20 protein-coding genes and 2 pseudogenes are annotated in these 18,330 nt (G+C 70.5%); 11 read left to right on the forward strand and 11 right to left on the reverse strand.

All coding sequences use genetic code 11. The features are described from left to right. Positions 1 to 246: 246 nt before the first annotated feature. The 4 genes from OG711_RS37740 to OG711_RS37755 form a co-directional block, all read right to left on the reverse strand. Positions 247 to 696, reverse strand: coding sequence for a response regulator (locus tag OG711_RS37740; RefSeq protein ID WP_073788017.1), 450 nt, complete (start codon positions 694 to 696; stop codon positions 247 to 249). Continuing rightward, entirely contained in the window at positions 693 to 2,258 is a 1,566-nt protein-coding gene (locus OG711_RS37745) for a sensor histidine kinase (protein ID WP_405675106.1), read from the reverse strand. Before OG711_RS37745 ends, OG711_RS37740 begins: the two co-directional genes overlap by 4 nt. Positions 2,259 to 2,326: 68 nt before the next feature. Next, entirely contained in the window at positions 2,327 to 3,607 is a 1,281-nt protein-coding gene (locus OG711_RS37750) for a PP2C family protein-serine/threonine phosphatase (protein ID WP_329563433.1), read from the reverse strand. Positions 3,608 to 3,891: 284 nt separating this feature from the next. Continuing rightward, complete coding sequence (locus OG711_RS37755) at positions 3,892 to 4,365, reverse strand: MarR family winged helix-turn-helix transcriptional regulator (protein ID WP_073788012.1); 474 nt, start codon at positions 4,363 to 4,365, stop codon at positions 3,892 to 3,894. Positions 4,366 to 4,484: 119 nt separating this feature from the next. Between OG711_RS37755 and OG711_RS37760 the strand changes: the two genes are divergently transcribed. The 4 genes from OG711_RS37760 (at position 4,485) to OG711_RS37775 (ending at position 7,580) form a co-directional block, all read left to right on the forward strand. Further along, the gene (locus OG711_RS37760) at positions 4,485 to 5,684 is read left to right on the forward strand and encodes a PP2C family protein-serine/threonine phosphatase (RefSeq protein ID WP_329563436.1); all 1,200 of its coding nucleotides are present in this window, start codon (positions 4,485 to 4,487) and stop codon (positions 5,682 to 5,684) included. Positions 5,685 to 5,952: 268 nt separating this feature from the next. Continuing rightward, on the forward strand, positions 5,953 to 6,735 hold the full coding sequence (locus tag OG711_RS37765) for an oxidoreductase (RefSeq protein ID WP_073788008.1): 783 nt from the start codon (positions 5,953 to 5,955) through the stop codon (positions 6,733 to 6,735). Between the two features lie 225 nt (positions 6,736 to 6,960). Next, positions 6,961 to 7,323 (forward strand): hypothetical protein, encoded by a 363-nt coding sequence (locus OG711_RS37770; RefSeq protein ID WP_329563437.1) that lies wholly within the window; start codon positions 6,961 to 6,963, stop codon positions 7,321 to 7,323. A 119-nt stretch (positions 7,324 to 7,442) separates the two neighbouring features. Then, positions 7,443 to 7,580, forward strand: a complete 138-nt coding sequence (locus tag OG711_RS37775; protein WP_329563439.1) for a hypothetical protein — start codon at positions 7,443 to 7,445, stop codon at positions 7,578 to 7,580. A gap of 57 nt (positions 7,581 to 7,637) precedes the next feature. On the opposite strand, the gene OG711_RS37780 is transcribed toward OG711_RS37775, so the two are convergent. The 3 genes from OG711_RS37780 to OG711_RS37790 all read right to left on the reverse strand — a co-directional run bounded on the left by OG711_RS37780 (position 7,638) and on the right by OG711_RS37790 (position 9,731). Beyond that, a complete protein-coding gene (locus OG711_RS37780; RefSeq protein WP_073788006.1) occupies positions 7,638 to 8,012 on the reverse strand; it encodes a hypothetical protein in 375 nt (124 codons plus the stop codon). Between the two features lie 278 nt (positions 8,013 to 8,290). Further along, positions 8,291 to 8,767, reverse strand: coding sequence for an NUDIX hydrolase (locus tag OG711_RS37785; RefSeq protein WP_329563441.1), 477 nt, complete (start codon positions 8,765 to 8,767; stop codon positions 8,291 to 8,293). 349 nt (positions 8,768 to 9,116) lie between these two features. Further along, the gene (locus OG711_RS37790; RefSeq protein WP_329563443.1) at positions 9,117 to 9,731 is read right to left on the reverse strand and encodes a class I SAM-dependent methyltransferase; all 615 of its coding nucleotides are present in this window, start codon (positions 9,729 to 9,731) and stop codon (positions 9,117 to 9,119) included. Between the two features lie 173 nt (positions 9,732 to 9,904). Here OG711_RS37790 and OG711_RS37795 point away from each other — a divergent pair. Further along, positions 9,905 to 10,482: pseudogene (locus tag OG711_RS37795) on the forward strand (GNAT family N-acetyltransferase). 114 nt (positions 10,483 to 10,596) lie between these two features. Here the strand turns inward: OG711_RS37795 and OG711_RS37800 are convergent. After that, positions 10,597 to 10,911 (reverse strand): hypothetical protein, encoded by a 315-nt coding sequence (locus tag OG711_RS37800; protein WP_329564249.1) that lies wholly within the window; start codon positions 10,909 to 10,911, stop codon positions 10,597 to 10,599. A 343-nt stretch (positions 10,912 to 11,254) separates the two neighbouring features. Here OG711_RS37800 and OG711_RS37805 point away from each other — a divergent pair, with 343 nt between their 5' ends. Together OG711_RS37805 and OG711_RS37810 are read left to right on the forward strand one after the other, a co-directional pair. Next, positions 11,255 to 11,716 (forward strand): DUF721 domain-containing protein, encoded by a 462-nt coding sequence (locus tag OG711_RS37805; RefSeq protein WP_329563445.1) that lies wholly within the window; start codon positions 11,255 to 11,257, stop codon positions 11,714 to 11,716. Further along, the gene (locus tag OG711_RS37810; RefSeq protein WP_329563447.1) at positions 11,625 to 12,116 is read left to right on the forward strand and encodes an SMI1/KNR4 family protein; all 492 of its coding nucleotides are present in this window, start codon (positions 11,625 to 11,627) and stop codon (positions 12,114 to 12,116) included. Before OG711_RS37805 ends, OG711_RS37810 begins: the two co-directional genes overlap by 92 nt. Positions 12,117 to 12,552: 436 nt before the next feature. Here the strand turns inward: OG711_RS37810 and OG711_RS37815 are convergent, their stop codons facing one another. The 3 genes from OG711_RS37815 to OG711_RS37825 all read right to left on the reverse strand — a co-directional run bounded on the left by OG711_RS37815 (position 12,553) and on the right by OG711_RS37825 (position 14,807). Next, the gene (locus OG711_RS37815) at positions 12,553 to 12,858 is read right to left on the reverse strand and encodes a hypothetical protein (RefSeq protein ID WP_329563449.1); all 306 of its coding nucleotides are present in this window, start codon (positions 12,856 to 12,858) and stop codon (positions 12,553 to 12,555) included. Between the two features lie 353 nt (positions 12,859 to 13,211). Beyond that, positions 13,212 to 13,634, reverse strand: coding sequence for a hypothetical protein (locus OG711_RS37820; RefSeq protein ID WP_329563451.1), 423 nt, complete (start codon positions 13,632 to 13,634; stop codon positions 13,212 to 13,214). 186 nt (positions 13,635 to 13,820) lie between these two features. Further along, positions 13,821 to 14,807 carry an AraC-like ligand-binding domain-containing protein gene (locus tag OG711_RS37825; RefSeq protein ID WP_329563452.1) on the reverse strand — a complete coding sequence of 329 codons (987 nt, stop codon included), beginning with the start codon at positions 14,805 to 14,807 and terminating at the stop codon, positions 13,821 to 13,823. A gap of 244 nt (positions 14,808 to 15,051) precedes the next feature. On the opposite strand from OG711_RS37825, the gene OG711_RS37830 reads away from it, so the two are divergent. From OG711_RS37830 to OG711_RS37845, 4 genes and pseudogenes are all read left to right on the forward strand, one after another. Continuing rightward, entirely contained in the window at positions 15,052 to 15,711 is a 660-nt protein-coding gene (locus OG711_RS37830; protein ID WP_329563454.1) for a P-loop NTPase family protein, read from the forward strand. Between the two features lie 265 nt (positions 15,712 to 15,976). Further along, positions 15,977 to 16,212 (forward strand): annotated as a pseudogene (locus tag OG711_RS37835) (1-deoxy-D-xylulose-5-phosphate synthase N-terminal domain-containing protein); the annotation flags it as partial. A 153-nt stretch (positions 16,213 to 16,365) separates the two neighbouring features. Then, entirely contained in the window at positions 16,366 to 16,917 is a 552-nt protein-coding gene (locus OG711_RS37840; RefSeq protein ID WP_329563456.1) for a hypothetical protein, read from the forward strand. Between the two features lie 122 nt (positions 16,918 to 17,039). Further along, positions 17,040 to 17,495, forward strand: coding sequence for a hypothetical protein (locus OG711_RS37845; protein WP_329563458.1), 456 nt, complete (start codon positions 17,040 to 17,042; stop codon positions 17,493 to 17,495). Positions 17,496 to 18,330 lie beyond the last annotated feature (835 nt).

Consider the following 18,330-nt stretch of genomic DNA (forward strand, 5'->3'; position numbering starts at 1 on the left):
TGTCGCGCCGTGCGTGTCGACGTACTCTCACCAACCGTGACCGCCGTGGCCATGGCTGTGGCCACAGCGCTCTTCGCGCCGGCTGGTTCGGCAACCGCCAGCACCCCGACCGAAGGCCCGGCCCCCGGGACCGGGGTCCTCACGCCGGAGGAAGAGGTTCGGCTCCAAGAATGCCTCGATCGGAGCCGGCCCTCTATCGCTGCCTACGGCGGGACGTGTCCCCGCGGCATGCCGTCGCGCGGCACGTCAGGTGGGACGGGGAAGCCGGACCACGGTCACGAAGAACTCGTCGATCTGCCGGATCGCGCGGATGAACTGGTCGAAGTCGACCGGTTTGGTCACGTAGGCGTTGGCGTGGAGCCGGTAGCTGCGGAGGATGTCCTCCTCGGCGGCTGATGTGGTGAGCACGACCACCGGGATATGACTCAGCCGGGCGTCGGATTTGATCTGTTTGAGGACTTCGCGGCCGTCGTACTTCGGAAGGTTCAGATCCAGCAGGATGAGATCCGGGAGGGGCGCGTCCGCGTGCTCCCCGCGCCGATGGAGGAAGTCCAGTGCCTCCAGGCCGTCCCTCACGACGTACAGGGTGTTACCGATCTTGTTGTCCTCGAACGCTTCCCGGGTCATCAGCTCGTCACCGGCGTCGTCCTCGACGAGGAGGACGACGACCGGCTCGGGCTGGGGGACGGTGCTCATGGGACGCTTCCTTCTGTGGTGGCCGGCACGGCGGGGTCGGACTCGGTGGACGCGTTCCCGGCGTCGCGCACGGGGAGGGTGAAGGCGAGGCGGGTGCCGTCGGTGTGCGAGGTGTCGATCCAGATCCGGCCGCCGCTGTGCTCGACGATCTTCTTGCACAGGGACAGGCCGATGCCTGTCCCGTCGTACGAGTCCCGGCTGTGCAGGCGCTGGAAGATGACGAAGACCTTCTCGGCGAACTCGGGCGGGACGCCGATGCCGTTGTCCGTGACGGTGAACGTCCAGTGCGGGGGCTCGACGGAGGTGTCGCGGTCGACGGTGATCGCGACACGCGGAGGCCGGTCGGGGTGCCGGAACTTCACCGCGTTCCCGATGAGGTTCTGCCAGAGCATGGCGAGCAGTGTGGGGTCTCCCACGACTTCGGGCAGCCGCTCGGGACGGTCGATCCCGGCGTCACCGGCCTCGATCGCGGTGGCGAGGTTGTCCAGGGCGCGATCGAGGACCCCGTCCAAGGGGACGGTCCGGCGCTCGTCCTGGAGCCGCCCGACGCGGGAGAAGGTGAGGAGGTCGTTGATCAGGATCTGCATGCGCTTGGCGCCGTCGACGGCGAAGGCGATGTACTGGGTGCCCCGCTCGTCGAACCGCTCCCCGTACCGTTTCTCCAGCAGCTGGCAGAACGAGGCGACCTTGCGCAGCGGCTCCTGGAGGTCGTGCGAGGCCACGTAGGCGAACTGCTCCAGTTCGGCGTTGGAGCGGCGCAGTTCGACCGCCTGGGCGTCCAGGTCCTGGGTGCGCCGTCTCAGCTCCGCCGCGTTGTGCCGGGAGGCGGCGAGTTCGCTGACGGTCCGCCGGCGCATGGCCTCGACGGCCTGGGCCAGCGACCGCAGATCGGCCGGGCCGGTCTGCGGTATCGCGTGATCGAACTCGCCCTGGGCGACGCGGCGGGATGCCAGACGTACGGCGGTCAGCGGGCGTACCACGGCAACGCGCAGCAGAACGGCGAGGCACACCCCGGTGAGCAGGAAGGCGATCAGTACGGCCGCGAACACCCGGTCGCGTTCCGAGCGCGCCTGGCCGAAAGCGGTTCGTGCCTCGGCCTGCTGCCGGGTCAGATGGTCCTGGAGGACGTCGAGCCGTTCGCGTATCCGGTCGAAGTGCCGCTTGCCGCGTTCCACCGCCTCGGAGTCGGTGCGCCCGCCTGTCGAGACGGCGGCGGTGGCGAACTTGGCGCGCCAGTCGTCCGCCGCTTGTTCTGTCGCCCGTAGATCAGCGAGCGTCTCGGGAACGTGGTGCATCAGCCGGTCCAGGGCGGCGGTCGATTTCTTCTCGGCGGCGAGGCCCCGGTGGTAGGGCTCCAGCAGGTTCCGGTCGTCGTTGAGGAGGTAGCCGCGAACGCCCGTCTCCTGGTCGAGCAGGGCAGTGCGCAGCTGGAACGCTTCCGTGCGGGCCGGGTCGATGTGGTCGACCAGGTGGTTGCCCGCGTCGGTGCTGCGGGAGAGCAGCGCGGCTCCCACTCCGGCGGCGACCAGGGTCATGGCGCCCAGGACGGCCAGGGCGAGCATGAACCACGCCTGGACGGTGAGGCCGCGGGGGGCGGGGGCCAGGGGTGCGGGGGGCTCTTCCGGGGCGGTCACGTGGGGCGCTTCCATTCGAGGTGGAGCACGGCGACGTCGTCGGCGAGTCCGCCGTCCGCCGCGGCGAGTTCCTGGGCGGAGTGGATCAGTGTGTCGACGAAGGCGTGCGCGGGCAGGTCCGCGTGGAGTCGTGCGAGGGCGAGAAGTCCGTCCTCCCCGAGGCGTTCGGTGCCCACCCCGGTGCGCCCTTCGACGAGGCCGTCGGTGAAGAGCATCACCGCGCCGTTCTCCGGGATCGGAACCCTGGTGACGGGCCAGTGGGCGGGGTGGTCGGGCAGCAGGCCGAGCGCCGGGCCCCCGGGCACTTCCTCCAGGCGGACGCCGGTACCGGGGGAGCGCAGCAGCAGGCCCAGATGGCCCGCCCGCTGCACGTCCATGTGCGGGTCGCCCGCGGTGCGGCTCAGGGTGGTGAGTGTGGCGAAGATCTCCGGCCCGGAGCGCTCGGCGAGCAGGATGCGCTCCAGCAGTCCGAGCAGTCGCTGGCCCCGGGCCCCGGCGAGGACGAAGGAACGCCAGGCCACGCGGAGACAGACGCCGAGGGCCGCCTCGTCGGGTCCGTGCCCGGACACATCGCCCACCACCGCGTGGGTCGTCCCGTCGGGGGTCTGGACGATGTCGTAGAAGTCTCCGCCCAGCAGGGTCTGCGCCCGGCCCGGCTGGTACCGGGCGCAGATGGCCACGGAGTCGTCGACCAGCAAGGGGGTGGGCAGCAGACCGCGTTCCAGCCGTGCGTTCTCCTGGGCGCGCAACCGTCCGGCCTGGAGCGCGGCGGCGGCGAGTTCGGTCTGCTTGCGCTGGACCGCGTAGCGGATGGCGCGGACGAAGAGGTCCGCCTCCAGCCGCCCCTTGATCAGATAGTCCTGGGCTCCCGCGGCGACGGCGGCGAGCCCCGCCTGTTCCTCGGCCAGCCCGGTCAGCACGACCACGGCCGATTCGGGGGTGCGGTCGAGGACCGTCCTGAGCGCTTCCAGGCCCTGGGCGTCCGGCAGATGCAGATCCAGCAGGACACACTGCGGTACGTGGATCGCCAGCTCCCGCACGGTCTCCGCCAGCGAGGTGGCCCGCCTGAGTTTCAGCGGGACACCGCTGTCGAGAACCAGTTCCTCGACCAGGAGCGCGTCGCCGTCGTCGTCCTCGATGAGCAGGACACTGGGAGCTTCGCTGTTCCACGGGGCGCCCGGGGGGCCTGTGCGCGGGCGCGGACCCGGCAGGGGATCCGCGGGGCCGGTGGTTCTGCCCCTGCTCACCTCATGCCGGATGTCGGGGCCGGTTCCCATGGCTCAGCTTCTCCTCTCGCCAGGGGCGCGGTGTCCCGTGGTGGGCCGCCGGGATGCGTCCGGGTCGAGAGTAGAGCGATCATTTGTCGCATGGCAATATTTCAATGCCGGACCACCAGTCGGCCCGGAGGCCCCGAGTGCGATGGCGGCCCGCCCCGCGTACGGTCGGGCTGCCATAGTTGCCCTATGACAACATTCCCGCTGGGGGAACGATCTGTTCTCCCGGCGTCAGTGGACCTTCGACCGGAGCGTGACCGATGGACGGGACCCGCTTCCGGGTGACGCTACGCACTGTTCGCGACGGAAGCGGCACCGTCGCTCGCGGACGCTCCTCGGCGGCCTTCGATCTGGGCCGCCGCCGCGCGGAACGCCGCGAGCCCTTCGGCGAGCGCGTCCAGGGCGGCGGGCCCCATCACGGCCAGCACGGCGGCCACCTCACGTTTGCGGTTCGCGCGGCTCTCCCGCAGCAGGACGCGGCCCCGTGGGCTGAGACTGAGCTCGACCTCGCGCCGGCTCGTCCGGCTGGGACGTCGTTCCACCAGTCCCATCGCCTCCATCCGGTCGCACAGCCGGCTCACCGACGGGGGGCTCGACCCGATCGCTTCACCGAGCGCCCGGAGATTCGTCCCCTCGTCCTGTTCGATGACGAGGAGGGCACGCAGCTGCGACGGAGAGACGGTGACGGCGTGCGTGGCCTCCTGGCCCCGTCCCCACAAGACCTCAAGAAGCTCCGAGGCGTCGCAGACTGCCTCGGACAACTGCTCGTCCGTAGGGGACCGGCCGGAAAAACGGGACACCCGCCCACTTTGTCACCCGGGCACCGTGTCTGTCAGCCCGGGACCCCGCCCACCTCAGATCGAAGGACGCTGGAAAGACCGTGACCCACAGCCCCGAGACGGCGGAAGCACTGCGTGCGGCGGCCCCGTACGACTTGCTGGAGACGGTGCGTGACCTGCTTGCGGCGTCGCACGGAGCCGTCCTGGTGGACCTTTTCCTCGCGGACTACGGACTCACCGCCCTGAACCCCCTGGAAGCCGCCGACCGGGAGACAGTGCCGGCCGGTGATCCACCGCACCCGGTGCCGATCCACCACGGCCCCCACGGGCGGTCCTTCGGCAGCCAGGAGCCGTACGCGCACACGGACCGCCCCGGAGGCCCTGTCGACCACTACCTCCCGGTGACCGTACGCGGGGAGCGGCTCGGCGTGCTGACCGTACGGCTGCCCGCCGACCGGTCCACCCGCGAAGCCGCCGAAGCGCTGATGCGGACGGCCGACATCCTGGGTCACGCGATCCTCGTCGCGGAACGGGACACCGACCTGTACCGGCGGGCGCGCCGCACCAGCAGACTCACCCTGGCGGCGGAGATGCAGTGGCACCTGCTGCCCGCCCGCGCCTGCTCGGGCGAGGAGTACGCCATCGGCGCGCAGTTGGAGCCCGCCTACGCCATCCACGGCGACAACTACGACTGGGCCGCGGACCGCGATGAGCTGACCCTGTCCGTCACCAACGGCATGGGCGACGGGATCCAGGCGTCCCTGCTCACCCACCTGGCGGTGAACGCGCTCCGCAACGCCCGCCGGGCCGGTATCCCCCTCGCGGACCAGGCCGCCCTCGCGGACCAGGCCCTCTACGAACAGCACCGGGGCGCCGCCCACGTCTCCACCCTGCTCATGCGCTTCGAGCTCTCCACCGGACGTACGCAGATCGTGGACGCGGGCTCCCCCCAGCTCTGGCGGCGTCGGCAACGGTCCGTGGAGCGCATCGAGGTGGACGCCCAACTGCCGCTGGGCATGTTCGAGGAGACGCACTATGTCGCCCAGGAACTCCAGGTCCTGCCCGGCGACCGGCTGCTGGTGGTGAGCGACGGCGTGTTCGACGCCACCTCACCCCGGGGGGACCTCTACGGGGAGCGGGCCCTCGCCCGCGCGATCCACGCCACCAGCCTGCTCCCGGCGGCGAACGTGCCCCGTGCCGTACTCCGCGCGCTGGCCGAATTCCGGGAGGCGGACACGATCGACGACGCCCTGGTGCTCTGCCTCGACTGGTTCGGCCGCCCGAACGCCCCCGGGAGATGAGGCCGGGCAAGCCGGTCCGCAGGACTGAAATCGCCGGGCTCCACCGCGAGCGCGGCACGCGTAAGCGGCGGAGCCCGGCGGGGCGGCAGCGCACGGCGGGGCGCCTCACGAGCCCGCGACCGCTGGTGTGCGCCCCCGATGCGCCATGGACCGTACGCGTGGCCGACGGGACGATGGGCAGTACGTCGGGGTGACGCCTACCGGGGCACCGCCCTGGCCCGAAGTTCCCTCCCTCATCACCTACGTGCCGTTCGAGAACCGGAGTGCCGTGGACCTCAACCTCACTTCGAAGACGGCGGTCGTCACCGGCGCCGGACGGGGCATCGGACTCGCCACCGTCCGGGCCCTGACCGCCGAGGGCGTCCGTGTCGTCGGTGCCGCCCGCACCCTCACCCCCGAACTGAAGGACACCGGCGCGCACACCGTGTCGGCCGACCTGAGCACCGCCGAAGGCGTCGCCGCCCTGATGAGCGAGGCCCTCGACACACTCGGCGGCATCGACCTGCTGGTGAACAACGTCGGCGCCGGGGACGACATGGACCCCTGCGGATTCCTCGACACCGACGACGCGCACTGGTCCCGGGTCTTCGACCTCAACCTGCTCAGCGCCGTGCGCGCCACCCGCGCCGCCCTGCCCAGCCTGATCGAACGCCGTGGATCGATCGTCAACGTCTCATCCATCAGCGCCCGGCAGCCCACCAGCGGCCCGGTCGCCTACAGCGCGGCCAAGGCGGCCCTCACCGCGCTGGGCAAGACCCTGGCGGAGGAGTTCGGGCCACTGGGCGTACGGGTGAACACCGTGTCCCCCGGCGCGGTCCGCACCCCCGTCTGGGTGGACCCCGACGGCTACGGCGGCAAGGTCGCGGCCAGAGCCGGGATGGACCACGCCACCTTCCTGGAGCAGATGCCACCGGCCTTCGGCATCGTCTCGGGCCGCATCACCGAGCCGGAAGAAGTCGCGGCCCTGATCGCCTTCCTCCTCTCGGACGTCGCCGGCAACATCACCGGCGCCGACCACATCATCGACGGCGGCACGGTCAAGACGGCCTGACCGAAAAGGATCTCCTCGGTCGCGGCGCGGCGGCGGCGTTCCCGGCCGGCAGTCCGAAGCTGATGCAACGGAGTCGACCACTCCGGCGCGTGCGAGCCACACCTAATGATCGGCATGAATGCCCCCACATCGGCCGGTAGCCCCTCACCTCCCGACGAAGAGCCGGGCCGACAGCCGGGACGGGGCGGGAGGACGGGGGGCCTTCGCCGTGGGACGACGGCCTGGTTGACGGCGCACTGGTGGACCGGTGTCGGGGGCGTGGTCGGCGTGCTCGGTCTGTTCGTGGGCGTACTGGCATGGCTGGCGCCGGCCGGGGACGACGAAGTTCCGGCGGTCGGCAAGGCCGACCACCAGGGGCAGGAGAGGTGGAGCTCGGTGAAATCGCTCGGCAACGCGCCCCTGGACCTCGATCCGGTACCGCCGACCGCCGACCGCCGACCGCCGACCGCCGACCGCCGACCGCCGACCGCCGACCGCCGACCGCCGACCGCCGACCGCCGACCGCCGACCGCCGACCGCCGACCGCCGACCGCCGACCGCCGACCGGGCGTCGGGGTGACATCTGGGTCGACACCACCGAGGCGCTGACGGCCGACTCCGCCCTCGTTTCGCCGAGCGAGCTCAGTGGTGTGCGGAAACGGCGCCTGACCGATGCCCCGTCCCTCCATTCCTGCCGCAGCGAGCTGCGGCGCCCGAGCGAGGACGAGGTGAGCGTGAATTACGGGCACTTCTTCTGCGTCCGCACCAGTGAGGACCGCGTCGCCGTCATCGCTGTCGACTCCGTCTACCAGGACGACTCCGGAGCTGCGGGAGCCCGGTTGGCCATCACCGTGTACGAGAAGTGAGTGACCAAGCGGCGCACCGGCACGGCTCTGCGGCGCGACGGCCGCGGACCGCTCGGACTACTCGGTGCGGAGATCGACGTGATCCCGAGGTCCGAGGGCGTGAGCGCAGTCGGGGCACCGTTTCGTCGCGCGCAGGGTGGTGTTGCCGTCCGTCGCCCGCGCGGGCGACTGTTCACCGAGCCGGGCCCAGAGCCCCCGCTCCGGGGAGGGGATCCAGCCCCAGCCTGCGTCCCGCGGCGACTCCACGTGGTGGACGCAGGCCCCTGGGACATGGGCGTAGCCCGTCGGAGAGACGAGGAGCACCTCGGCTGCGGTCTCCCGCCGGATCCGTGGGCCCGCGCTCGCGCCGTCCACGGCCCGGGGAGCCGTGCCGTCCGGCGGGCAGTCGCATCCCTGGCCGACGAACAGGTCACATCGTTCGCATCGCTTCATGGCCCCATCATGGCGCCCGGACGACGGCGGACAGACCACCTTGGCTGTGCCGTCGCGCACTGGAGGGGGCTGCCGGGGAGCCGCTGGCACAGGACGTGGGGTCTTATGGCTCGATGCCAGCGGTCTTCCACACCGTGGCCTGCTGCTTGTTACGCGGCGCCGACGTCGAAGCCCGGGACATCCAGGACGAGGGCCGCGGTGAGGTCCCGGCCGGGATGCCGAGGGTCAGGACCACCGGCACCCTTTCGAGCCGCGATGAAGGCCGCGGACGCAAGTACCTAGCGCGTGAGCGCTGCGAGGCAGGCATCCAGGGGCTGAACCTGTCCGGGGAGCAGTTCGCCGAGGTCCCACCAGTGCATGGCAGTCGTCTCCTCGTTGGCCCGGAACCCGCGGACCACGGTGCAGTTGCCGGTGAACACGGCCAGGTACTCGGCTCGCTGGTCGGGGGCCAGGACGAACTTGGCGTACCCGGTGAAGCGCAGCGGTTCGTCAGGCGCCTGCCCGCTCTCCTCCAGCAACTCACGCGTGGCCGCCTGACGAGGCGACTCACCCCGCTCGATGCACCCACCGGGAAGTTCCCAGCGCTGACGGAACTGACCGAAGACCATGAGGACCCGGCCGTCGTGCCACAGAGCGACCAGCGCCGCCGGGGTCGGCGCATCCCCCGGTGGCGTTCCCTCGTCCTCCCGGAGAAAGGAGACCAGGGTGTTTCCGCGGTCATCGGTCGCGAGCGGTTGGTCGTCGGAGCCGGCCATGTCCCTATGCTTCCCGGGTTCCTCATACGGGAAGCCCGTCACGTACCTGCTCAGGTCGGCCTCGCTACGCGAGGCAGCCCCCGAGCGTCAGCGGTGCCGGCCGGGGCGGCGGAGGGCGGGGTCTCCTTCGGCCGGGTCGTGGTGAACGGCGGGAAGCCGATCGCGGTCGGGGTCAGGGAGGAGGCCGGGGTACGTACGGCCGTGCGGATGGTGGCTCCGACCCCGGCGAGCGGCTGGGCGAGGTGGCGGCCGCGTATCAGGATCTCGCCGCCGCCTTCTGGACGGCGGCCCGACTCCGCTACGGCCTGCTGGTCCGCATCGGCTGACGTGCCGCGGCCCCATGCTGAGGTCAGCGGACGGGTTTCTCCCAGGTCAGCGAGTACCGGCGGAGCACATGGCGGCGGTAGCGCACACCGGGCAGCAGCCGTCGCGCGACGGCCCGCACCTGTCCGTAGCTCATCCGCGGGACGGCGACCGGCATGCCTTCCGGCTCACTCGCGCGGCGCAGCTTCTTCGTGATCCGCACGACCGGGGCTGCCGCGATCATCGCTGCCCACTCGGTCACGTTCGCCTCGCGGGCCAGGCCCACGACCATCAGCGTGCCGCCCGGCCGCAGCAGTGCACGCATACGCACCAGGGCGGCCTCGAAGTCCATGTGATGGATCGTGGTCACCGAGCAGATGAAGTCGTAGCCCGCGGCAGGGAGGTCGGCGGTGAGGAAGTCGCCCTCGACGAGGGAGAGGTCCGGGCTGTCGACCGCGAGGTCGCGGGCTCGGGCGATCATCTCGGGCGACTTGTCGATGCCCGTGACGCGGTGCACCCGCGCGGCGAGCTTCCGGGCCAGCAGCCCGTCCCCGCAACCGACGTCCAACGCATCACCACACCCCTCGGGCACGGAACGGAGGATGTCCGGGTGCCGGGCGACGTTGGTGTTCCAGTAGGGCTTCGGATCGGCCGGGTGCACAGCTTCATCGTAGGAGCAGCGTCGGGGTCCCCCGGTGCCAACCGGCGAATTCATCGTGCTCCCGAAGAGCCAGTTCTCCCTCTCTGGGAGCCGTGGACGGAGAGTGGCCGCACGGCAGGGCCTGGGCTGGTCCGGCCTGACAGGATCGGCTCTTGATCAATGCCTCGGTGACCATGCGTGATCTCGTTGTCGGTGACTGCCATGCCCTGCATACCTTCGCCCGCCTGCCGGAGGCTTGCCGCTACCAGGCGTGGGGGCCGAACACCGTGGAGCAGACAAGGGACTTCGTCCAGGGCGCGGTGGATGCCCGATCGCGGTCCCCGCAGATGAGATTCACCTATGCGGCCTGCCTCGACGGTGAACTCGTGGGCATCGGGGAGCTGAAGGTCCGTAGCCTGGCCCACCGCCAGGGCGAGGTTTGCTGTCTCGTCCACCCTCAGGCATGGGGCCGAGGGTGGGCACTGCCATCGGCGGAGAACTGCTCCGCAGGGGATTCGGGCTGACAGGACTGCACCGGATCCATGCGACCTGCGATCCCCGCAATGTCGCGTCGGCCCGGGTGCTGAGCAAGCTCGGCATGACCCACGTGGGCCGGCTGCGGCACACCGCGCGGCTCCGGGATGGCTGGGGTGACTCGGACGTCTTCAGCATCCTCGATCAGGAATGCCGGGGGCCCGCCCTTGTACCGACCCCAGAAAGGCGCAGCCCGTGGCCCGGCTCCAGGTCGATGTGTCCCACCACCAGTACGTGATCACCGGCACCGACGCGGAGGAACCCGGCGACAGCCGTGAATTCACCCCGAAATGACGCGGCGCCTGAGCATGCGGTGCCGCATCACGGCCGGCTTGTCAGGTCAAGCACTCCTTCAGGTGGCCGGGTGCTGGGCAGGGCATCCCCCGTAGACGTACGGGTCGATTTCGTTGCCCTTCCTGTCGCTGAGGTCGAAGCAGTGGCCGTTGGCCCACACCGTGACCGAATCGCTCCGATGGCCGACCTCGAACGGCTCGTCCCCAAGCCGCGTCCCGGGCCAAGAACCATCTTCCGAAGAGGAATGAGTGACGACGACGCACTTCTCCTTCGGCAAGATCCTATGGACGTCACCCCAGGGCTCCAGCATCAGATCCAGCGGCACCTCACCGTCGTTGCTGACCACCAGCCGCGCCGTTCGCCCCGCGAACATTTCCAGCACCCCTCCTTGGACGTTCTGACGGCTACGCACGCAACTGCTTCCTCGGTGCGCACACGGTACGATCCTTATACGCAAGACACCCGAACCAAGCGTCTACGCCCGAAGTATGAGACATCTGCTGGGATGAAAGGCTCTTTGAGTCCGCAGGCCCTGGGGGACATGTGGGCAACGGCCTGGCGCGAGTTCATGGCGGGCGAAACCACGCTCATCGGGACCGCGTACGACACCTCGGCCCGGCCGCCGCTGAGCACATCTTCGGCGCTGACCTGGTACGGAGCGCCCGCAATCCGGCGGGCAGCAGCCCGCTGATGACCGTCGGACGCCGGTAGGAGTGATGACCGAGACCATGAACACCAGCGGCAGGCGGCTGGCCCCGGAACTGTCCGGCGTCGACCTGGTCCGGGTCGCGCCGCACCAGGCGCGCGAAGCGGCCAAGGCCCGCGACGAGTCGGGCACCTGCAAGGAGATGCGCTGCACCCGCGCTGCGATCTCGCGGGGCGACGGCCGGGAGCCGAGCGGATTCGCCGCTGTGCTCCAGGGCCTGGCGGCCGACCGGGCCTGGGACATCCCGGCCGCCGGCGGAAGCATCCTGGACCAGCGGCCGGACGTCGCGGCCGCGTTCTCACCGAAGCCGGCCCGGGCATTGGTTCGAATTGCTAGGAGGGAAAACGACGTTGGCTACGCTGACAGAGACAACGACCCTGTTGGGCGAACCTCGGTTCATCTGGTCGGACCCAGCGCCTTGGATCGAGCTGGAGCAGGAATTCGGTACCGAATTCCCTGCGGATTTCCGTGAAATCGCGGATGCCTACGGTTCGATCCTGATCAACAATCAGTTGGAGCTGCGGCATCCCGCCAGCCACCTTCTGCACGACCTGGGCCGGTTCATCAGGGAGAACCTCGAATTCTGGCGTGAGGAGGGCATGGCGAAATACCTGCCCAGCAGGGCGGGAGGGGGCCCCGGCGAACTTCTGCCGATCATGACGGCGACGACCGGGGAGATGGTCTTCCTCCGGGTTCCTGATAAGCCCTCGTCGCCCTGGCAGGTGGTGGTTCAGGAGATGGACAGCCCGGGCTGGGATCTGCACGAGATGACGTTCGGCGACTGGTTCCTGGCGTATCTCAGGGGCGAGGACGTGACGGTGTGCTCCAGTGACCTCGCACCGGACCGCCCGTTCTACGAGCCGCTTCCCTAGGACTCGTCCTCACGTCGGCCCCGCTACACGCGGATGCTCCGCCGATGGTGAGGCCGCCGATCGTGCTGGTGGCCTCGGCCGCGCTGCGTGGGGATGCTCCGCCCTCGGGTCCGGATCGCTTCGCGTACTCGTCCCTACGGAGACGGCGTCACAGCCCTGCGGTGCCGGGACGGGAGTGGCCGTTCAGAGGGGTACTGCGAGCTGCGGGCCTTGTCCTGCGGGGAAGTTGGGCGTACGGGGGTAGCGTCGAAGGCGCGGGTGGCCGGGTGGTAAACCCGGGCTGGGCGGGCGCTTCCGAGCGTTTCTCCAGCGAGCGGCTGGTCGGGCGGGGCGACGAACCGCCGAGGCCGCCCCCGCGCCGACCCTCGCGGGGAGACTCGTCCCCCCGGGGAGGGCCGCCCTCGTGTCGGCCCCGCCTTGGCTCTGCCAGGGATGGCTATGCGGCCCGGTCGTAGTGGGTAGATTCTTCGGGGGAGGAGGGATCATCCTGCCCGTCCTCCCCGCTGGCGGCCCGCCGCAGGAGCCTTTTCTGGGCAGCTCGGAGGAGGGCCCAGGTGATGAACAGGACCGCAGTCGCCGCCCAGGTGACGACCCACCAGTCGGTGGCCGACCGGAGCATGGCCTCGGCGGCGGTCAGGGCCATGGCGGCCGCGTGGGCCCAGCACAGCAGAACGCCCGCCCAGCGGGTCGCGCGGTCGATTCCGTGGATGCCGTGCTCAACTCGTCGGCCGTCCTGTTCCATGATCCCCCCTGTTTGGCACGTTCTTCTTTGCCCGACCTTGACTTTTCATACGTTCGAGCGCGCGGAACGGCACCCTCCGGGATTGGTTTCCAGCCCCGCTTCAGTCTTCGGTGGAGCGGGGATTGATGTGTACGCCTGTCGGCCGGCCGCGGCTGGCATGTGCGGCGGTGCCGGGATGTCCGGGTAGCCGTCGGCCGGGCCATATGCCTGCTTGCCGGGGCGGGCGGCCTGCCGCCATGGCGGAGCCGTCGTGGACTTCTCGCCGGTGGCGGAGCGTGCGCCGTTGCCGCCGCTTCCGCGGGGAGCACCCGGACCGGGTGCGGGTCATGGGGCGTGGGCTGGTGCCCGGGTGGTCAGATGGACGGGGTGCCTGTGTATTCGAGCTTGTGGTCGCCCTGGCCGTCGTTCCGGTGGTTGTGGACGATCATGGCGTCACCCGTCAGCGGCGGGGCGGCCGACGACCACGGAATCCGGCAGATATGCCTGTCGACGCGGACGTTGTTGACCCGGGTCCTCAGGTTGCAGACGGTTCCCTTCTGGACGATGTCGTACCTCTCCAGCCGGAGGTGGAGCTCCAGCTTCTCGAAGTCGACCCGGCCGCCGTGCCGCCAATCGGTGGTGCTCTCGACCCGGAAAACACTTGTGGAGTCCCTCTGCACGCAGAAGGCGAGCGCGAGGTCGACGTCGTCCCCGGGCGACTTGAGCACCTTGAACTGACTCGTGGAGCACTTCTGCTGGACGACGGCTGCGCTCGCCGGGCTGCACAGGCCGATCACGGGGAACCATGGCGAGCGTCGATACGGCCGCGGCGGCGGGCATGCGTGACTCCACGTCTTCTCCCTGAATGCGGTGGACCGGGGCGGTCGCCCCTCTGACCTGGACGTACAGGCCACGGGAGCGAACCGCTCGCACGAACGTATCCAGGGGCGGGGACGGTGGCTGTGCATTGCCCGCACGATGCCTTAACCAGGTGTGCGGTCCGGGCCGCGGTCGGGCGTGTGGTGCTGGACCTGGTCGCGTGCTTCCTGGCGGTATTCGGTCGGGCTCGTTCCGTAGGCGTTGCGGAAGGCGCGGCTGAACGTCACCGCGCTGGTGAACCCCCAGCGGGCGGCGATGACGTGTACGGGGCGGGCCTCGCCCGGTCGGGCACCGGCGGTGCGGGCCAGTTCGGCGCGGCATTGTTCGAGGCGGCGGCGCCGTACGGACGCGCTGACGCTCTCGCCCCGTTCCTGGAAGAGCGCGTACAGGTGGCGGACCGAGAGGTGGTGGTGGGCGGCGATGGCCCCGGGGGTGAGGCCCGGGTCCCCGAGATTGCCGTCGATGAATGTGTCGATCCGTCGCAGCAGCAGGTGTTTGCGGGTCCTGCCCGGCAGTTCGTCGTGAGCGTCCAGATGGTGGGCGATCAGCCCGGACGCCAGATCCACGGCGACGGCGCCGAGACGGCCCAACTCGGCGGGACCGCAGTGGTCGGCCTGGGAGTCGAGCGTCGTGATGAACCGGGCCAGGAACGCCCCCACTCCCCGGTGGACGTCCAGCCGTCGTGCCAGCAGGCGGTCCACCTTGTCCGGCGGGAGGGGTATCACCGCCCTGGGCAGCCGCAGGATGTGCGCCTGCACACGCCGGCTCGACGTCTCCGCCTCGAAGGGGCGGGACGTGTCGAACAGGACCGCGTCCCCGGCCCTCAGCTCCACGTCACCACGGTTCTGGGACAGCCGTTTCACACCTCGCGAGATCAGGGCCAGCGCGTACTCGCCCGGATCGCTCCGTCTGATCAGCGCCGGGGTGCGCCAGGCCCGGTGAGCACCGTAGGAGAACCGGACAGCCCGCACCGCACCCAGGTCCAGGCTCCCGGCCCGCGCGTGGAAACCTGTCTCCTTCGCCATGACCAACCGGGTGGGGGCCACCTCACGCGAGATGAGATCGATGTACCACTCGGACCTGTCCCGCAACGCAAGAGCATCCGTCGACACCACGTCCCACACCCGGCCCCACCCCCGCACTCCCCGACGGCGGGCCCGCCACCAGCCGTCACCACACCCCGAACGCTAGGCCGCCGACGGACCGGAGCGCATCCGCCAAGAGACGGGCCGGCCCGCCGGGGGAGAACCCACAGACGCGCGAGCCCCGCCCGCTCGCCAACAACGTAGGAGTCCCCGGCGTGCGCCCGGTGCGCGGGTCTGTTCGGTGAGGGAGGTGACGACGGCCTCCCGGGCCCAGCTCATCGTGCTGCGCGGCAACAGCGCCACCAGCAAGACCTCGGTTGCCGCCGGAGCGCGCGAGCGCTACGGACGCGGCGTCGCCGTGGTCGGTCAGGACACCCTGCGCCGGGATATACTGCGCGAGCGCGACATCCCCGGCGGCGTGAACGTCGGCCTGGTCGGCCTCACCGCCCGGTACGCACTGGAGCACGGCTTCCACACGGTGCTGGAAGCCATCCTGTACGTCGGTCACTACGGTGACTTGCTCGCCGGGCTGCTCCCCGAGCACCCCAGTGCAGCCACTGCTCCTACTTCGGCGTCCCGTTCGAGCAGACCCTGGAACGGCACGCGACCAAAACCGATCGCCTCCGAAGTCGGCGAGGCGCAGCTGTCCGAGTGGTATCGACCGCTGGATCTGCTGCCCGGCGGAGTCGAGACCATCATCTCCGCGACCAGCGCCCTGGACGAGACGGCCGACCGGGTGCTGCGAGCGTCGGGCCTGACTGCTCACCCCTCCGCACCGAACGCGGTCGACGGCAGCGCTGGGACTGCGACCGCACCCCGCGCTGAGCCACGATGCGGCGATGACAGCCGAACCGGTCGCATCACGCGCTCTCTACGTCCATGGCCGCAGGGGGAACGCCTGGCTGGATGACGGGGCGATCGTTCTTCAACACGACGGACTGCGGCGGCGTATACCACTGGCGGCCGTCGCCGAGGTCCGGAACGGAGGCCGCAGAAAGCCTCCCTGGATATCGCCCTGCGCACGGACGAAAGCGCCGGGACCGGAGCTGGGGCCGGGGCCGGGCGGGGCTCATCCCGCCGCCGCGCGGCCCCGGCCCACCGCGGTCACCGAACACATCATCACGGTCGAAGACGTCTGCTTCGCCGTGCCGCCCATCACGAGGACCCGATACCAGATGACTACCGACCTCAGTAAACGTCCCCGCACCAAGGATTTCCCCCTGCTGGCCGGGATCAGCTGCCCCAGGGCGCTGCGCGCCGTCCCCGCCGACCGGGTGCCACAACTGGCCGCGCAGATAAGAGACTTCCTGGTGGAGAGGTGTGTGCCTCGGGCGGTCATCTGGGCCCGAACCTGGGGACGGTAGAACTCACCCTCGCCCTGCACCGGTTGTTCGACTCGCCGCGCGACAGGGCGGCAGCGTTGTCGTGGGCGGTGAGCGGCACGGTGCAGGTCTCCCCGGCCACCGTCACGGTCACGTGGACGGCGTGACATGTGACGACAGAACCTAGGGTGGTGAACGGACGCCGAGCATCACCGGCCCGGCCGAACGAGGAGAACCCGCTTGTGAGCGAGAACCCCGCCCGTCACCTGTCCGAGGCCGACGCCATCGCGGCGCACCCCATCCTGGACAACGTCGGAGACCTCGCACGGCTGCTCTCCCAGCTCCCGCCGGACATGGCCCTGACGCTCGATCAGCATGTGCGCGCGGACCCCGCCGAGCCCGCCGAGATGTACACCGTCACGCCGCGTCTGGTCGGCATGGTCAACGACGAGACCGCGCGGACGGTGCCGGGACTCCAACTCGGCACGGTCTACGTGCCTGCCGAAGGAGACGAGAACGCCCAGGCCGCCGCAGCCGTCCGCCGCGATCTCCTCCCGGAGAACCTCCTGGCCCGCGCCGGAGCCCGAATCCTCGATGGCCGGGATCTCCAAGCAGGCCTCAAGGACCTCACCGGTCTGCTGCAGGAGGTCGGGCTCCTTCTCGGGGAAGGCGCGAAATGGCTGTCCAGGGACGACCCGGCCATGACATCGCTCCAGGTGGAGGCCGACCGTATCCACCACGCAGCCGCCCGCATCACCCAGCTTGCCGACACGGTGGAGTCGCCTGACTGGTAGATCGCCTGTACCTGCGGCACTCCACCTTGTCGGCGGTCCCAGCGGCTGCGGGAGAGCAGGTACCGCAGCCCGTCCGGGGTGGCGCGGCCGGCCCACTCGGCGAGCTGGGCGAACGCGACCACTTGCAGCGGGGTCGGGTCGGCCGGCGGCTCGGGCACGGCCATGGTCACGAACGCGGTGAACATCGCTTCGGACACCGGGGCGACCATGGTGCGTCTCCAGAAGCCGATCAGCGCGTCGCGGGCGGCACCACCGTCCTGCACATCGGCCAGCAACTGCAACCTGGTGGCCCGGTCGGCCGGCCCGGCCTCCTCCACCGCGCGCAGCGAGGACCGTCGCCATGCCAGGTCCGCGAGCCGCACGAGCGTCACATCGCGCCCGGCGGCAGCTTCGAGTTCTCGCACAACGGCGGTCAGCCGATCCAGGCGCTGCGATTCCGGAGCACCAACGAGTCCATGAAGGCCGCCGCCCATGTGCAGGGCGTGGGCTGGAAGGGCACCGACCAGTTGTCGTACGACCAGTGGATCGGAAGCATCGGCGAGAACCGCTGGATGGAAGCGTTCTGGATAGCCATCTGACCCAGAGCCACGCTGGGTGCTCCCGAGCTGTTCGGCTGGGGGACCCACGCGTTGTTCGGCATGTAAACAGCCGTCCGGTGGGTCAAGCCGATCTCACGGGCCGACATCCGGGAGCGTCCGGTCGGGATTCCCGTATGTCCCGGGCCGGACCGTAGGGGCCGGTGCTCGCGGTGCGGTCTGTCGGCGCCGACGGGACGGTGTGGTCATGACGAGTCCCCTGTTGGTGGTCTACCCACCGGACAAGCGTGGGTGGAGGCGGCTGCGCGGAACGGGCAGATCCTCCTGGGAGGATGGTCACCCTTCCGTCGGCACCGGCCCGCCTCCCCGCCGACCGGGCCGCTGTGGCGCCCCGGGCAGGGCGGGGGCCCGTGCCGAACGGGGTTGTGCCGAGGCCGGAGGCGGCCGGGGGCGCGCTATCGGTCGGCGTGCGACGCCTGGTTGCGTGAGGTGCGGAGCCGACCGGGCCCGTGATGCTGGCGGGCCCGGCCGATCTCTCGGGGCGGGTGGGTTCAGTGGCCGCACCGACGCGGCATCGACGATCTCGGGCGTCCAGTCAGCTCACCTCTGGCACCGAGCTCGTTCAGGACCGTCCGGTGCCGCCTGCGTCACAGGCCGCCCCGGTCCACACGGTGAACCGACGGTGCGCGGTGGCAGGCCAGACGCCGAACGACTCCGGCAACACCGCCAAGCGCACCCGCTCGTCAGCACGTGCACGACAGCCGTGCACGCCGCCGTCTCGTCCGCCGGGACAGCACCCCACCCTGCGGGCGGGACGTCGGCCTCGGCACCAGCGGAGCCGCCACTTCCCACAGTTCGTCCGGAGCCGGTCGACGCG

Source organism: Streptomyces uncialis (assembly GCF_036250755.1).
Lineage (GTDB): Bacteria > Actinomycetota > Actinomycetes > Streptomycetales > Streptomycetaceae > Streptomyces > Streptomyces uncialis.

Coding starts and splice junctions, on each gene's coding strand:
- OG711_RS37740 (WP_073788017.1), bottom strand. CDS start 696: ATGAGCACCGTCCCCCAGCCCGAGCCGGTCGTCGTCCTCCTCGTCGAG.
- OG711_RS37745 (WP_405675106.1), bottom strand. CDS start 2,258: ATGCTCGCCCTGGCCGTCCTGGGCGCCATGACCCTGGTCGCCGCCGGA.
- OG711_RS37750 (WP_329563433.1), bottom strand. CDS start 3,607: ATGGGAACCGGCCCCGACATCCGGCATGAGGTGAGCAGGGGCAGAACC.
- OG711_RS37780 (WP_073788006.1), bottom strand. CDS start 8,012: ATGAAGCGATGCGAACGATGTGACCTGTTCGTCGGCCAGGGATGCGAC.
- OG711_RS37785 (WP_329563441.1), bottom strand. CDS start 8,767: ATGGCCGGCTCCGACGACCAACCGCTCGCGACCGATGACCGCGGAAAC.
- OG711_RS37800 (WP_329564249.1), bottom strand. CDS start 10,911: ATGTTCGCGGGGCGAACGGCGCGGCTGGTGGTCAGCAACGACGGTGAG.
- OG711_RS37805 (WP_329563445.1), top strand. CDS start 11,255: ATGACCGAGACCATGAACACCAGCGGCAGGCGGCTGGCCCCGGAACTG.
- OG711_RS37815 (WP_329563449.1), bottom strand. CDS start 12,858: ATGGAACAGGACGGCCGACGAGTTGAGCACGGCATCCACGGAATCGAC.